The organism is Campylobacter sp. BCW_6465, assembly GCF_001762815.1.
Taxonomy (GTDB): Bacteria; Campylobacterota; Campylobacteria; order Campylobacterales; family Campylobacteraceae; genus Campylobacter_D; species Campylobacter_D jejuni.
Genome location: NZ_MJXN01000088.1, coordinates 47,306 through 60,754, shown reverse-complemented (window position 1 = coordinate 60,754; position 13,449 = coordinate 47,306). Strand labels below are relative to the sequence as shown.

Here is a 13,449-nt window from a genome sequence, read left to right as displayed (position 1 = left end):
TATAAGGATCAAAATGATTGTTTGTGCGGGTGGAAATGAAAATTTTTCTTTTGCAAAAGCTATAGGCATAGGTTTGGTTGAATCAGCTTTTCATTTGAGTCAACTTTGTTTCAAAGAAAAACCATCAAAACTTATATTTATAGGAACTTGTGGGCTTTATGATAAGGGAGAGATTTTAGAAATTTATAGAAGTTTGCACGCTTTTAATGTAGAATTTTCTAAAATTTCACATGCATTTTATACTCCTGCAAAATATGAAATTTGCTTAGAAAAAGAAAATGTTTCTCGTGAAACAATAAAAATCAATTCTTCAAATTATATTTGTCAAAATTCAAAAGCAGCAAAAGAATTTTCAAAATTAGGTTTTTTTGCAGAAAATATGGAAGCCTTTTCTGTTTTGAGCGTAGCTAAAAATTTAAATATTGATGCAGAGTGTATTTTGTGTGCAACAAATTTTTGCAATGAAAACGCTCACGAAGATTTTATAAAAAATCATCAAAAGGCAAAAGAAAAATTAGAAGAATACTTAAAAAAATATCATTATATTTAAAAATTCAAAAAAGGAAAATAATTTTGAAAGAGCTTGTTAATATTTTAGATTTTTTACCTGAAGAATTAGGAGAAAAAATCAAACCGATGTTTCGCGTGAAACAAATTTATCAATGGATTTATCAAAAATACGCCAATAATTTTTCCGATATGTCAAGTTTACCAAAAGATCTACGTTTAGAACTTACGCAAAATTTTCATTTCTCTCCTGTAAAATGTGTTAAAAATGAGCAAAGTAAAGATGGAAGTATAAAATATCTTTTTGAACTCGTTGATGGTTTAAGGGTAGAAAGTGTGCTTTTGCCTATGAAAGAAGAAAAAATAGACGCAGAAGGCAAAAGAATTTCTTATGCAAGATACACTATCTGTGTTTCTTCTCAAGTGGGTTGTAAAAGTGGATGTAGTTTTTGTCTTACTGCCAAGGGTGGTTTGAAAAGAAATTTAAGTGCAGGGGAGATAGTCGGACAAATTTTATGGATCAAAAAACAAAATAATATCCCTTATGAACGCCGTGTAAATATAGTATATATGGGTATGGGCGAGCCTTTGGATAATCTTAAAAATGTTTCTAAAGCGGTAAAAATTTTAGCACAAAATGATGGGCTTGCCATAAGTCCTCGCCGTCAAACCATCAGTACTAGCGGTTTGGCAAAACAAATCAAAGAATTAGGTCAAATGAATTTAGGTGTTTTACTTGCTATATCATTACACGCGGTTAATGACGCGCTTCGAACCGAACTTATGCCTATCAATAAAGCTTATAATATCGCTACGATTATGGATGCGGTGCGTGAATTTCCTATAGATCAAAGAAAAAGAGTGATGTTTGAATATCTTTTAATTGATGGTATCAATGATAAGCTTGAACACGCTAAAGAATTAGTCAAGCTTTTAAACGGCATTAAAGCTAAAGTGAATTTAATACTCTTTAATCCACATGAAGGAAGTTTATATAAACGCCCTAGTTTAGAAAACGCGATTAAATTTCAAGATTTACTCAGCAATAAAGGTGTAACTTGTACTATAAGAGAAAGTAAAGGACTTGATATCTCAGCTGCTTGTGGACAGCTTAAAGAAAGGGCGAAAGAACAATGACAATGCTAGATATTTTCGAAATCATTTTTATAACAGCTGTTGTAATTATAGGTTTTGGTGGAATTGTTTTTGTAGTAACAAAAGAAAAAAAATAATTCTTACACTTAATGGTGTCAAGGGGGAGACTTGAACTCCCGACCTCCGGCTTATGAGACCAGCGCTCTAACCAGCTGAGCTACCCTGACTAAAATAAAAATATAATTATACTACTTTTTACTAAAAATTTTCTGATTTTTTTAAAAAATAATTTTATTTTCAATATTTACAAAATTTCTTTATTTTTAAAGCTTTTATTAGATATAATGAACACTTTATTTCATAGACAGGTGTCCGAGCGGTTGAAGGAGCACGCCTGGAACGCGTGTAAAGTGCAAGCTTTCGAGGGTTCGAATCCCTTCCTGTCTGCCATTCTTATTTTTAATATTTAAAAATTATTGTTTTGTCAAAAGTTATTTTATTGTTTACAAATTCTTAAATTTTTGATAAAATATTAAAAATTTTATTTATTAGGTTTTTTATAATGCTACAATCAAGACTTTTGATGAATTTAAAAGGAATAGGAATATCTTTTATACCAAGATATTTTTTTCAAATAAATTTAGATAAAATTTTTAATGATATTTTAAAATACAATATTAAAGACTTAGAAGAAATACAAACTCGAGTTAAATATTATAATCAAATAAATGAATTTTTTACACCTACAGCAAAGGAAAAAATAGGAAAATTTCCTTTTAAAGACACCTCTTATGCTTTTGATGCTTATGAAATCAGTAAATACTTTAAAGATGAATTTTTATGGAATAAAGAATTTGGCGATGTAAGACATACTTTTAAAGAAGCAACTATTTGCAAATCGAGATCTTTGGAAAATAATATAAATAATATTTTATTAAAACTTGATAAAAATAGGCATTTTTGCTTTTTAAAAGATAACATAAACTATGAAAATAAAAAGGATATAGCGATATTTAGAGGAGCGGTATTTCAAAAACATAGAAAAGAATTTTTTGATTCTTATTTTGGTAGAACTTTTTGCGATATAGGAGATACTTCAAAACAATCTAGCCAATGGAAAAAAACTTTTTAAATAAAAAAGAACAAATGAAGTATAAATTTATAATTTCTTTAGAGGGTAACGATGTAGCAAGCAACTTAAAATGGGCTATGAATTCTAATTCTTTAGTTTTAGCTCCAAAAATAACTTGCGAAACTTGGTTTATGGAAGGAACTCTAAAACCAAATTATCACTTTGCTTTGATTGATAATGAGAATTTGTCAGCAGTAATTGAATATTTTAAAAGTCGCCCAAAAGATGCATTGGAAATTATGAATAATGCTCATCAATATATTAAGAAATTTTTAGATAAGAAAAAAGAATTCCATATAGGAATTTTGGTTTTGACCAAATATTTTTATTATTCCAGACAACTTGAACTTAACAAAAAAAGAGATATTTTAGAATTAATCAAATAGTAAAATTACTCTCATTAATTCTCTAATTTTTCATAAAAAATAAATCTTTTTATACATTTATCACAGCTTATCATTTTTGGCAAAAATATATGGGTATTGTTAAATTTGGGAAAAATGGTTTTGTGCTTACATCGAATATAGATGAAGATGCGGAACAAGGTGGAGAAATAACTTATTATGAAAAATATTATTATAATTTTGAAATCGTAGGCAATATCCATGAAAACAAGGAGTTATTAGAAGTTAAGGAGTGAAAATTTTATAATATAATACTATATAATATAATATTGATTATCTTTGGAATAAAAGGAGAAAAAAATGAATAACAAAAGAAAAGTTAGGGAATTTCTGTCTTATATGGAGAAATATCTGTTTTTTGTATTGGGATGGTTAAATTAATAGAAAAATTGATAAAATAAAAAAAAATATTCTATCATTATAAAAAATAGGAAAATAAAATGAATTTAAAAGATGTTCTAAAGGAAATTGATATTCTAAAAGATTTTTTGAAAGAACACAAACTAGCTTTTGAAACTAAAAAATCACTAGAAGAAGATTTTAAATTAAGATATACAAATGATTCTAATGCAATCGAAGGAAATACACTTACCTTATTTGAAACAAAAGCAGTGCTTGAAGGTATGACTATTGCAGGAAAAAGTGTAAAAGAACACTTAGAAACCATAAACCATTCACATGCTATTGATTTTATGTTAGAACTTGCAAATGCTAATACAACTTTAAATGAATTTGATATTAAATCTTTACATCAAATTATTTTACAAACAATTGATATAAAGAATGCTGGAGTATATAGAAAGGCTAATGTAGTGATTAGCGGTGCAAAACATATTCCACCTGATTATTTGAGTATTGATTTTGAAATGAAAAACTTTTTAAATTGGTATGAGAATGAAGCACAAAATTTACACCCTATTATTAGAGCTTCAAGAATACATATTGACTTTGTTAGAATACACCCATTTATTGATGGTAATGGAAGAATGTCAAGGCTTTTAATGAATTATGAGCTTGTTAAAAATAATTATCCACCTATCAATATTAAGTATTCTTCAAAAGAAGAATACTTTCAAGCTTTGGAAGAAGCTTGTTATTATAAAAACTTTGAAAAATTTGACACAATAGTAATAAAAGAAGTTAAAAATGAACTAGAAAAAAGAAAACATTTCGCTCTAAAAAATGAAAAAAATGAATATCAAGAAAATTTAAAAGATAAAATAAGAAGGAACTAAAATGAAAAAAGAAAAAAGTTTGCATTTAATTATTTTTGGATTATCTTTAATTTTTATAGGTTGTGGAGAACCTAAAACTTAAAGAATATACTTATAATTCAGAGCAAGGAAGTAAAGAAGGATATGAATTTGCACTTAAAAAAATTGATGAAGAGTATAAAACACGTGGAAAGTATTCTTTAATTGATTTAAACGAAATAAAAAATATTAAAACACTTAAAGAAAGAGATTATAATTTTCTTTTAAATTCACAAAAAGAATCTAAAAAAGAAATTGAAAATGGAAGATATCAATATGCTGATATAATGATTATAAATTATAATGATCATTATAGTATACTTAGCGTTGAGTGCAATTTGCGAAGGAAATTTTGTGATATTTCTAATAATTAAAATGTTTTTATGGGTTGAGTTGTGTTAATGCCTAACTCTTCAGCTTTTTTATCTAGTGTTTCTTTGAGTTTAGCATTTTTCGAAAAAACTTTTAATCACTTTCGATTAAAAGTTTCCATATCTTTCATAATAAGATGATAAATATGGAAAACCTAAACTGTCAGCTCTCTCTTGAAGGTATTCTTTCGTCTTATCGCTAATTCTTAATTGTATAAGATTGCTCCCCTTACTTTCTTTCTCTTCTACCATTTTCTTTTTATCCTTTTCTATATCTTTTTCTTTTGCATTTGGATTTGTAATCATGATATCAAGATGATTTTTTCTACTTCCTATAATCAGTTCCTAAAAATTTTTAAAACATTTCTCTATGCTACAAAATCATAATAATCTGTTTTTTTCATTTTAAATCCTTGTATTTAAATAAATTTAAATAAATTTAATTTTTCAAGTTCTTCTTCTATAAATTTTTCATTTATTTTTATATAATTTGCTTTTTCTAATCCATAATAAAGCATTTTTTCATCATAATCATTGCCTCCAAAACCATCTGTTACAATTTTAAATCTATCTACCCATACATTTTCTTTATCTTTTTGGAAATATATGTTAATCATTCCTTTTCTTTTTTTATCAATTATTCTTATGAAATATTCTTTTGTTGTTGAAACTAACAAATTTTCAAATTGTTTGTCATCAATGATAAGATTTTTATATAACTCATTTAAAAAACAAATAAGCACAAGGTAACTTCTTTTTTTTATTGAATGCTTCCTATCTTTATCAAATAATTTTAATTTATCTTTTATATTTTTTTAAATTCATTGTTTCTAAATACATTATCAAAAAATATTTCCATTTCAGCATTTTTTAAATTATGGAAATGCTTTAAATTTACAAACTTTGTATTTTCATTTCTTGCTAGGGTTAAAATTGCAAAAAATTTATCCATATAATTTTTTGCAATATCATCAATATCATTTTGTAAGGAATGAAAAAAATACTGATTATTTTCTTGTATATTCTCTAATAGCATTTTAACTCCTTTTTTCTTGCTAACTAAAATTTTTTATGCAAAAGTTTATACTCATCTTCAATTGATTTACTGCAAAGAATGGTGGTTATATATTTTAATTCTTTAACTTTTAGTTCTTTTAGAAACATAAAAATTGTTTTGGGCTTAAATTTTCATTATTGCCTAATTGAAAATAAGGAATTATTTTTATATTATGCTTTTTAAAAAAATCGGGGATTATAAAATCCCAATTTTTAAAATCAATCTTGATAGTTTGTTCTGCTAATTCTTTGAAAAATGGGGTTTCCATAAATAATTTCACAACTTCCATATTGTTTTCCACTTTTGGATTATTAAGAAATTCATCAAAATATTCTTTTCCTACCCACACTCTAAGCGACATTTCAAAATAATCATCGCTATCATATTTCTTTTCATTTTTATAACCAAATATAACTCTTATTACATCGTTTTCTATAAACTCTTTATAATAGTCTTTCTTGTCCATCATTGCAAGTTCCATCATTAAATTGCTCATTTTCTTCTCCTTTGAAATTTATATTCTTTATTGGAATTTTCTTCTTTTATATTATTTTTGTTAAAATTAATAATGTGATTTACTACTTTTTCAATATCTTTTAAGCATAAATCTTCATCTAACTGAGTATTTATCCTACTTTTATTCCAAGAATGATTTTGATCAAAAAATATGATTTTAGTAACATTCTCGTCTTTTTCAAATAAATCAGTGTCAAATTTTTCTAAATAAATAGGGGCTATACAAACTTCATTTTCCAACTTATTAAAATCTAATTCTTGTTCGTGTTTTAAGCCAATATAGCCACAAAGCCATTGTCCTTTGTCATTTTGCATTAATAAATCCTTATCTTTTAATTCTTTTAGATTAGGATATTCAACTTTCAAAATAACATATGGAATGTCATTGATTTGTCCTTCTTTTCTTTCAAGTTCTATATATTTTTTTCATTTTATTTTCCATTTTATTCCTTTGTATATATTTGGTTTAGTTGAGATTTCTTTAAACAATATTTGCTCTCTTGTTTAAAGTGTTTTCCATACCTTGAGAAATCATTTCACTTTGTTTTCCATCAATACCTACTAATGATAAAGCCCATGAAGACCCTTTAATAATTAAATTCCACATAATTACCGCTGAAGCAATTTTTGCAAATATAGTTAATAAGCCTGTGATTGCACCTATAATAAAGTTAGTGTGAAAATTATATACGCTAGTTTTAATTCCTGTAAATTGTTCTACAGAAACAAATAAGAAAAATTCGTCTACTAAAACATTTATAAATAATGATAAATATATAAAGAGAATAATTAATACGGGTTTTAAAAATATAGCCATACCATTAATTAAGAATTCAATAATTTTATCCATTCTTTTAGTTGCTAAGGAGAAAGCTACAACGAATGGTGAAATATAAAAATATTTTATCAAAGAAACTAAATAAGATACAAATATTATAATAGAAGCTGTAGTGCAAACCAATAATGGTATTTTTTGAAAAGTCCATTCTATTAACATTATAGCTATAGCATATCCTGTAATTGTTGAGGCAACTGTTCCTGTTATGTATCCAACGATAGCTCCACCTACTGTTCCTATGATTGGCACAGTAGAAGCTGCTGCTGCTTGAATTACAGCCATGAATTTTCCAGTATTTTCCATTACAAAATCTTTTATAGTTGAAGCTCCTGGTAACATCATCCATACTAATTTACCTGCTATCCATCCTAAAGAGCTATCTGTAATATCATCTTTACTAATTTCAATATCTCCTTTATTTATATTTTCTTTAGTGTTTTGAATATTTTTTTTAGTTGCTTTAATCATCCTTTCTTTTTGTTCATCTTCATCACCTTGCTCTTCTTTAAACATAGTTACTTCTGCTAAAATTGCACTACTTGGCGTAAATAAAGAATTTATCCATCCAAGTTGCATTTCTCTTACTGCAAAATAAGCATCAAGATTTTTCATTTCATTGATTTTTTGAGTGTTATCTCTTAATTTATCAATTTTTTCCATTTGAGAATTTATTTTAGTTATTTCATTTCTTGCTTTTAAAATATCAGCTTCTAAAGCTATACAAGCTTCCAAGGAAATATCGCCATTTTTTCTTGCCATATCATTACTATCTTCAGCTAAAAATCGTTTTATTTTTTCTTTATCTTCATCTGTTAAAGAAGTGATATAGCTTTCTCTAATAGCAGATAGTTGGTTTTTATATCTTAAAGAACAAGTTTTTTTATAAATTTCATCTCCTTAACTTATAAGAAACTCATTTTCTTTCTTTTTTTCTAATAAGGCTTTAATACCTTGAATATTTACTCCACCTATACTTTTATAAATTTTATCCATATAGGTTTTTCCACCAATTGCACTAGCCATATCTGCAATATCTGTTGATTTTAATGCAAAATATCTAATGACGTTTTGCATAATTGTTGAGCGAGCTAAACCATTTCCTTCAGGTATAGGCATAAAAAATGTTCCTATCATAATCATTGGAATATAAAATTTATGTAAAAATTTTTGTTTTCCTTCGCTTTCACCCTTATTTTCTAAGTAAGCTTGAATTTTTTCTGCACTAATTGAAGTAAGAAAAAATCCGCCAACTAAAACAAGAATTAGAATTTGTAAATGTTGATAAATTTTTTCATTGGTTAAAAATAGATTTGAAAAATACGCCATATTGTTTTTATTAAAACCATCTACAGCTGAAGCTTCTTGCAAACTTATACTTGAAGTAGAAAATCCTTTATTTTGATTTAAAACAGAATTTGGAGCTATCAAAAAATCCATAAAACTTTGATTTTTTTGTATAGTTTTAATGCTAAAATTATCTATACCATCTTTTAAGGTTAATTCTCCTAAATTATAAGTTTTTTCTCTATCAATAATATTTGGATTTAAAGTTGCTAAAGCAACTAAATATTTTGCAAAATTAATTTTAGTATCGCTTGGCGTCCATTTAATTATACTTTCTAAATTAATTTTTCTATCTATATTTTCATAATTTTTTAATTCAGTATCAAGTCCTGTATACACTTGTTTAGCACAAGATAAATTAGTTTTTGAAGCATTAAATTTTAAATCTAAATCAAAATTTTCATTTTTATAAACTCTACAAAAAGTTGTCCCATTTTTAAAATCAAATCCTATGATTTGAGTTCCATATCCGCTATTAACCTTTCTACACTCCCAACTACATCCATCATTAGTTTCTATGTCATCATTTCTATTAGAAAATATTTTTTGCATTTCTTCTTTAGTAGTTTCAGAAATAACTCCTTGCCCATTATTTGTTCCTTCTGCAAATAAGAAATTAAACAGCAATAAAAATAAAATTATTTTTTTCATTTGTATTTAACCTTTTGCTTATAATTGTTTTGAAAATTATTTTTAGCATTTAAATTAGGTTCGCCATTTAATTCAGGACACATAAATTTACAACCATTTTTCCATTCAGAACAACCATACCAAAATTTGTTTTTTTCATTTTTACTTTCTCTTTTTATTAAGTTTCCTTGATTACATTGAGGACATTTAAAAGATGTATTTAAATTAGTGCTTTTATTTTCTAATTCAGGTTTTCCATTAACAGATTTTGCCTTAAAATCACAACCATTAGAATATTCAGAACAAGAAAAGAATTTTCCAAATTTTCCATTTATTTCTCTTAAAAAACCTTTTTGACATTTAGGACAAGTTATTTTTTCTTTTTCTTCATTAGAAACAATTTTTTTGTTTAAACTCTTTTCATTATCAATTATTTTTAAAATAAAATCATTAATTGAATTTAAAAAATCGCTTCTTTTTAGTTTTCCTTCTTGTATTTCTTTTTGAGATTCAAACCATAAAGCTGTCATGTCTGGATTTGTCAATATAGGATCTAAATTTTGGATTAAATTAATTCCAAGTTCTGTAGCATTAACAACTTCCTTTTTATCCTTTGAAACTACAATATAGCCTCTGTTTATTAAAGTTTCTATGTGATTACTTCTTGTTGCTGGAGTTCCTATTCCGCCATTTTCGCCTTTTTTATCTTTATCTTTTTCTATTAAAAGTTTTTTAATTTTTTCATCTTTAACATACTTAGAAACTTGATTTAAATCTTTTAATAAAGTAGTATATTACATCATAAATTAAAAATTTGATTTTAGTTTTCAGCCAAAAACAAGTAATATTACGATAAAATCTCGGACTTACAAAGGGGCATTAGCTCAGCTGGGAGAGCACAACGCTGGCAGCGTTGGGGTCAGCGGTTCGAACCCGCTATGCTCCACCATATGGTTCCGTAGCTCAGCTGGTAGAGCACTACCTTGACATGGTAGTGGCCGTTGGTTCAAGTCCAATCGGAGCCACCATCACCCTTCCTTATACAAAGGATTATCATGCAAAACACTATCATACAAAAAGCCATCCATAAAGATTTAAATTCTATACTTGAAATCACAAAAGATGCTTTAAATGCTATGAAAGCTATGAATTTTCACCAATGGGATGAGAATTATCCCAATGAAATAGTTTTTCAAGAAGATATACAAGCACAAGAACTTTATGTGTTTAAAGAAAATGATGAAATTTTAGGCTTTATCTGTATCAATGAAAAATTTGAACCTGAATTTTATAAACAAGTTATTTTTAACAAAAATTATGATGATAAAGCCTTTTATCTACACCGTTTAGCCGTCAAACAAAAGGCAAAGGGCAAAGGCGTAGCACAAAAACTTTTAAATTTTTGCGAAAATTTTGCCTTGGAAAATCACAAGGCAAGTTTAAGAGCAGATACTCATAGTAAAAATTTTCCTATGAATTCGCTTTTTAAAAAGCTCGATTTTAATTTTTGTGGAAATTTTAACATACCTAATTACCAAGATCCTTTTTTAGCTTATGAAAAAATTCTAAACCAAAAAGCTTTTTGAGTTTTTCTCATAGGCTTTGATTTGTGCTTCATGTTTTAAAGTCAAAGCTATATTATCAAGTCCTTCCAAAAGACAAATTCTGTGAAAATCATCTAAATCAAAAGAAAAAATCTTATCTTTAAAAAATACTCTTTTTTTCCAACAAAGAAATTTCTATATTTTATCTTGGGATTTTTTTAACTCATCAACTATTTCCAAAACCTCATCTTTAGTAAGTTCTATGGTAAGCAAACCATTTCCTAAGGCATTGTTTTTAAAAATATCTGCAAAAGAAGGTGCGATAATAACTCTAATACCATAATCAACCAAAGCCCAAGGCGCATGCTTTCTTGAAGAGCCGCTACAAAAATTTTCAAAACTCACCAAACATAAACATCATCTAAATTATAAATATTTTCATCGTAGTCTAAATTTTCAAGGCAAGTTTTTATCGCCATAACCACTTCTTCTAAATCGCATTTTCCACATCACGCAAAGTGGTATCAAAGATTATGATTTTATTATCTTTCATGATTTAATCCTTTAAAACCAAATAGACTAAATGAATAAAATTTCAAAAACTTAACAACAATGATAAAAAATTAAAAATGTAAAAAATGATTAAAAATAAAATTGAGTTTTAGAGTGAGAGTTGCAGTAGCAGATTAAAAGTATTGTCTTTACTTTTTTGTTGGACTGAATTTGAAATTTACAAATTTGCTTCATCTTTTCCTCCTTTGTTAAAACTAATCCTTGATGTATCATATTTTTAGTAAATGTATTTGTAAAATTCTTAAATTAAGAAAATTATTGATATAATTGTAATTTTAAGTAACAAAAAGGATGTTGATGTTAAAAGAACTCTTAGAGATTAAAAAAGAAATGGAACCTGTTATTCACGAAGCCAATGTAAAATTAAATATGCTAGCCCGTGAAGTCATAGTCCGAAAAAAAGAATACGAAATTTATGGCCCTATGGTAGATCGTGTTTATCTTGATAATGCCATTTATGTTAAAGTTATGTCAAGTGGACGCGATGTAAAAACAGACAATGTAGCTATAAAAAACGGTTTTTACATGGTTTTTGTCGCCCCTGAAAAGGAAAGTACAAAAGATATCAAAAACAAACTCAAAGTAGCTTATGAGGGACTTGATAACAAATTTATCGCTACACTCATACGATCTTGCCAACGCTTTAAAGAAATCATAAATAAAACCCAAGCCACACTCGCTAAAGCTTCTAAAATGAATGTAGTAGTAAAAACAAATTTAGGAGAAGCAAGCGCTGCGCTAAAATTTAACATCAATATAGAATACACTAGAGACACTCAAAAACTCACTCGCGAAAATTCAAAATCAGCAGGAAGCTTTAGAGATACTAAAACTTATATAAATCTTATAGTAGAAAAAAATACAGATTCTCAAATTTGTGAAAAATTACTTGATGATGTAGAAAAATACTTTATCGGTGGAGGTTGATTTCATTAATGCAAGTTATAAAAACTTGCATTAGATTAAAATTTATAATTATATCCTAAATATACACCATAATTTGTTTGTTTAGGATCGTAAAAGTTTGAGCCCACTTTATTTTGATAAAAATTTCTAGAATTATAATGAATTTGCTCTGCTTTAAAGCCTAATTCTATTTCATTATGTGGTGTCAAATCATATAAAGCACCTATTTTCGCTCCATAAAAATAACCGTCAAAATTTTGCGACAAAGATAAAAAGCTTGTTTTTAAGGTAAGATCTGTTCTTGCATATCCTCCATACACACCTAAAACAGCTCTGGTTTTTTCAAAAAGCTTAGGAGTAAAATCATAACCTGTTAAAAATTTATGTGTAGTAAAATCACCTTCGATTTGAATTCTAGGAGTTTTGATAAAATCACTAAATTCATCAGAATAATTATAACCAGCATAAATTCTATGATTTTCATTTAAACGATATCCAAGTTTTAGACCAAATGATGGTATATTACCTGAAATATCTCCATTAAAATTTTGCTTTGTATTCTTATGTTTTAACTCACTTTTTACTTGAGCATGCATCCAAGCTGCATCAGCACCTATAAAAAAACCGGAATTCTCATCTGCTAAAGCCAAATTTGAAAACAAAGTAGCACTTGCGACAATGCTTAAGAATTTTTTATTCATAACCTAACTCCTTATAATAAAATTCGATCTAAAAATTTTAGATCTTTTTATATTATATATTCTTCAAAGATTAAATAAGAATTTTTTATAAAATATTTAATCTTTACATAAAAATATGTGAATATTTTACTCAAATATTATTTTGGAACAACTATATCACTACGACATTCTATTACCGTATGCACATTTCCACGCGGGTTAAAATCCCCCACAACTTTAATCCATTTTGGTTTTAATTTATCTTTTAAAGTATTATAAATTTCATTGATACTTGCTTCATGTGAAACATTTCTATACATAAAAGTATTGATATAAAGCTTTATCGCCTTAAGCTCAACCACAAATTTATCAGGCATATATTCAAGATAAATCGTCGCAAAGTCAGGATAACCCGAACGCGGACAACAACACATAAATTCAGGCAAAGTAATTTTAATGATATAGTCATTTTTCGCATCATTTGGCCAAATTTCCATATTTTCTACATCAAATTCTTTGATTTCTTTTTCACCATAACGCATAGATTTTCCTTAAAAATTTAAATTTCGAGCAAAAATTATAACAAAATAAGTTTTTAA

20 protein-coding genes, 4 tRNA genes and 2 pseudogenes are annotated in these 13,449 nt (G+C 26.8%); 13 read left to right on the top strand and 13 right to left on the bottom strand.

The features are described 5' to 3' along the window. Nucleotides 1–13: 13 nt before the first annotated feature. From AJ886_RS06660 to AJ886_RS06650, 3 genes are read left to right on the top strand one after another with little or no spacing between them, the layout of a single operon-like run. The gene (locus tag AJ886_RS06660) at nt 14–550 is read left to right on the top strand and encodes a purine-nucleoside phosphorylase (RefSeq protein ID WP_070283723.1); all 537 of its coding nucleotides are present in this window, start codon (nt 14–16) and stop codon (nt 548–550) included. 23 nt (nt 551–573) lie between these two features. After that, nucleotides 574–1,644 (top strand): 23S rRNA (adenine(2503)-C(2))-methyltransferase RlmN, encoded by a 1,071-nt coding sequence (gene rlmN, locus AJ886_RS06655; RefSeq protein WP_070283724.1) that lies wholly within the window; start codon nt 574–576, stop codon nt 1,642–1,644. Beyond that, on the top strand, nt 1,641–1,739 hold the full coding sequence (locus AJ886_RS06650; RefSeq protein WP_002867513.1) for a hypothetical protein: 99 nt from the start codon (nt 1,641–1,643) through the stop codon (nt 1,737–1,739). Before rlmN ends, AJ886_RS06650 begins: the two co-directional genes overlap by 4 nt. A gap of 13 nt (nt 1,740–1,752) precedes the next feature. Here the strand turns inward: AJ886_RS06650 and AJ886_RS06645 are convergent. After that, nucleotides 1,753–1,829 (bottom strand) — tRNA-Met (locus AJ886_RS06645). A 135-nt stretch (nt 1,830–1,964) separates the two neighbouring features. Between AJ886_RS06645 and AJ886_RS06640 the strand changes: the two genes are divergently transcribed. From AJ886_RS06640 to AJ886_RS06625, 6 genes are all read left to right on the top strand, one after another. Continuing rightward, nucleotides 1,965–2,052 (top strand) — tRNA-Ser (locus tag AJ886_RS06640). A 112-nt stretch (nt 2,053–2,164) separates the two neighbouring features. Continuing rightward, on the top strand, nt 2,165–2,734 hold the full coding sequence (locus AJ886_RS10780) for a hypothetical protein (protein ID WP_261662759.1): 570 nt from the start codon (nt 2,165–2,167) through the stop codon (nt 2,732–2,734). Further along, nucleotides 2,716–3,120 carry a glycosyl transferase family 90 gene (locus tag AJ886_RS10775; protein ID WP_261662757.1) on the top strand — a complete coding sequence of 135 codons (405 nt, stop codon included), beginning with the start codon at nt 2,716–2,718 and terminating at the stop codon, nt 3,118–3,120. Before AJ886_RS10780 ends, AJ886_RS10775 begins: the two co-directional genes overlap by 19 nt. An 89-nt stretch (nt 3,121–3,209) precedes the next feature. Further along, nucleotides 3,210–3,374 carry a YopX family protein gene (locus AJ886_RS10270; protein WP_079860130.1) on the top strand — a complete coding sequence of 55 codons (165 nt, stop codon included), beginning with the start codon at nt 3,210–3,212 and terminating at the stop codon, nt 3,372–3,374. 204 nt (nt 3,375–3,578) lie between these two features. Further along, entirely contained in the window at nt 3,579–4,373 is a 795-nt protein-coding gene (locus AJ886_RS06630; RefSeq protein ID WP_070283726.1) for a Fic family protein, read from the top strand. 62 nt (nt 4,374–4,435) lie between these two features. Beyond that, the gene (locus AJ886_RS06625; RefSeq protein WP_004305859.1) at nt 4,436–4,765 is read left to right on the top strand and encodes a hypothetical protein; all 330 of its coding nucleotides are present in this window, start codon (nt 4,436–4,438) and stop codon (nt 4,763–4,765) included. A gap of 105 nt (nt 4,766–4,870) precedes the next feature. Here AJ886_RS06625 and AJ886_RS10540 read toward each other — a convergent pair whose 3' ends face one another. From AJ886_RS10540 to AJ886_RS11025, 9 genes and pseudogenes are all read right to left on the bottom strand, one after another. Beyond that, nucleotides 4,871–5,068: a hypothetical protein gene (locus AJ886_RS10540; protein WP_186820745.1), complete on the bottom strand. Its 198-nt coding sequence runs from the start codon at nt 5,066–5,068 to the stop codon at nt 4,871–4,873. A 113-nt stretch (nt 5,069–5,181) separates the two neighbouring features. Continuing rightward, nucleotides 5,182–5,505: a hypothetical protein gene (locus tag AJ886_RS06620; RefSeq protein WP_004305863.1), complete on the bottom strand. Its 324-nt coding sequence runs from the start codon at nt 5,503–5,505 to the stop codon at nt 5,182–5,184. A 62-nt stretch (nt 5,506–5,567) separates the two neighbouring features. Next, nucleotides 5,568–5,798 (bottom strand): hypothetical protein, encoded by a 231-nt coding sequence (locus AJ886_RS10535; RefSeq protein ID WP_004305866.1) that lies wholly within the window; start codon nt 5,796–5,798, stop codon nt 5,568–5,570. 118 nt (nt 5,799–5,916) lie between these two features. Further along, nucleotides 5,917–6,315: a hypothetical protein gene (locus tag AJ886_RS06615; RefSeq protein WP_180371432.1), complete on the bottom strand. Its 399-nt coding sequence runs from the start codon at nt 6,313–6,315 to the stop codon at nt 5,917–5,919. Continuing rightward, nucleotides 6,312–6,650 carry a hypothetical protein gene (locus AJ886_RS06610; protein ID WP_053872653.1) on the bottom strand — a complete coding sequence of 113 codons (339 nt, stop codon included), beginning with the start codon at nt 6,648–6,650 and terminating at the stop codon, nt 6,312–6,314. Before AJ886_RS06610 ends, AJ886_RS06615 begins: the two co-directional genes overlap by 4 nt. A gap of 166 nt (nt 6,651–6,816) precedes the next feature. Next, on the bottom strand, nt 6,817–7,932 hold the full coding sequence (locus tag AJ886_RS06605) for a hypothetical protein (RefSeq protein WP_070287434.1): 1,116 nt from the start codon (nt 7,930–7,932) through the stop codon (nt 6,817–6,819). A gap of 138 nt (nt 7,933–8,070) precedes the next feature. After that, nucleotides 8,071–9,168: a hypothetical protein gene (locus tag AJ886_RS06600; protein WP_070287433.1), complete on the bottom strand. Its 1,098-nt coding sequence runs from the start codon at nt 9,166–9,168 to the stop codon at nt 8,071–8,073. Then, entirely contained in the window at nt 9,165–9,521 is a 357-nt protein-coding gene (locus AJ886_RS11030) for a topoisomerase DNA-binding C4 zinc finger domain-containing protein (protein WP_374220175.1), read from the bottom strand. Before AJ886_RS11030 ends, AJ886_RS06600 begins: the two co-directional genes overlap by 4 nt. A 99-nt stretch (nt 9,522–9,620) precedes the next feature. Then, nucleotides 9,621–9,905 (bottom strand): annotated as a pseudogene (locus AJ886_RS11025) (DNA topoisomerase); the annotation flags it as partial. Nucleotides 9,906–10,020: 115 nt separating this feature from the next. Here AJ886_RS11025 and AJ886_RS06590 point away from each other — a divergent pair. The 3 genes from AJ886_RS06590 to AJ886_RS06580 all read left to right on the top strand — a co-directional run bounded on the left by AJ886_RS06590 (nt 10,021) and on the right by AJ886_RS06580 (nt 10,733). Next, nucleotides 10,021–10,096 (top strand) — tRNA-Ala (locus AJ886_RS06590). A gap of 3 nt (nt 10,097–10,099) precedes the next feature. After that, nucleotides 10,100–10,175: transfer RNA gene (locus AJ886_RS06585), tRNA-Val, on the top strand. A 27-nt stretch (nt 10,176–10,202) separates the two neighbouring features. Next, nucleotides 10,203–10,733 (top strand): GNAT family N-acetyltransferase, encoded by a 531-nt coding sequence (locus AJ886_RS06580; protein ID WP_053872649.1) that lies wholly within the window; start codon nt 10,203–10,205, stop codon nt 10,731–10,733. Here AJ886_RS06580 and leuD read toward each other — a convergent pair. Beyond that, a pseudogene (gene leuD / locus AJ886_RS06575) lies at nt 10,713–11,099 on the bottom strand (3-isopropylmalate dehydratase small subunit); the annotation flags it as partial. The gene AJ886_RS06580 and the pseudogene leuD sit on opposite strands and share 21 nt — an antisense overlap. 462 nt (nt 11,100–11,561) lie before the next feature. Between leuD and AJ886_RS06570 the strand changes: the two are divergent. Further along, a complete protein-coding gene (locus tag AJ886_RS06570) occupies nt 11,562–12,191 on the top strand; it encodes a hypothetical protein (protein ID WP_002860843.1) in 630 nt (209 codons plus the stop codon). 35 nt (nt 12,192–12,226) lie between these two features. Here the strand turns inward: AJ886_RS06570 and AJ886_RS06565 are convergent, their stop codons facing one another. Both AJ886_RS06565 and queF read right to left on the bottom strand, forming a co-directional pair. Beyond that, on the bottom strand, nt 12,227–12,871 hold the full coding sequence (locus AJ886_RS06565) for an outer membrane beta-barrel protein (RefSeq protein WP_070287432.1): 645 nt from the start codon (nt 12,869–12,871) through the stop codon (nt 12,227–12,229). Nucleotides 12,872–13,008: 137 nt separating this feature from the next. Next, complete coding sequence (queF, locus tag AJ886_RS06560) at nt 13,009–13,392, bottom strand: preQ(1) synthase (RefSeq protein ID WP_044778580.1); 384 nt, start codon at nt 13,390–13,392, stop codon at nt 13,009–13,011. Between the last annotated feature and the right edge of the window lie 57 nt (nt 13,393–13,449).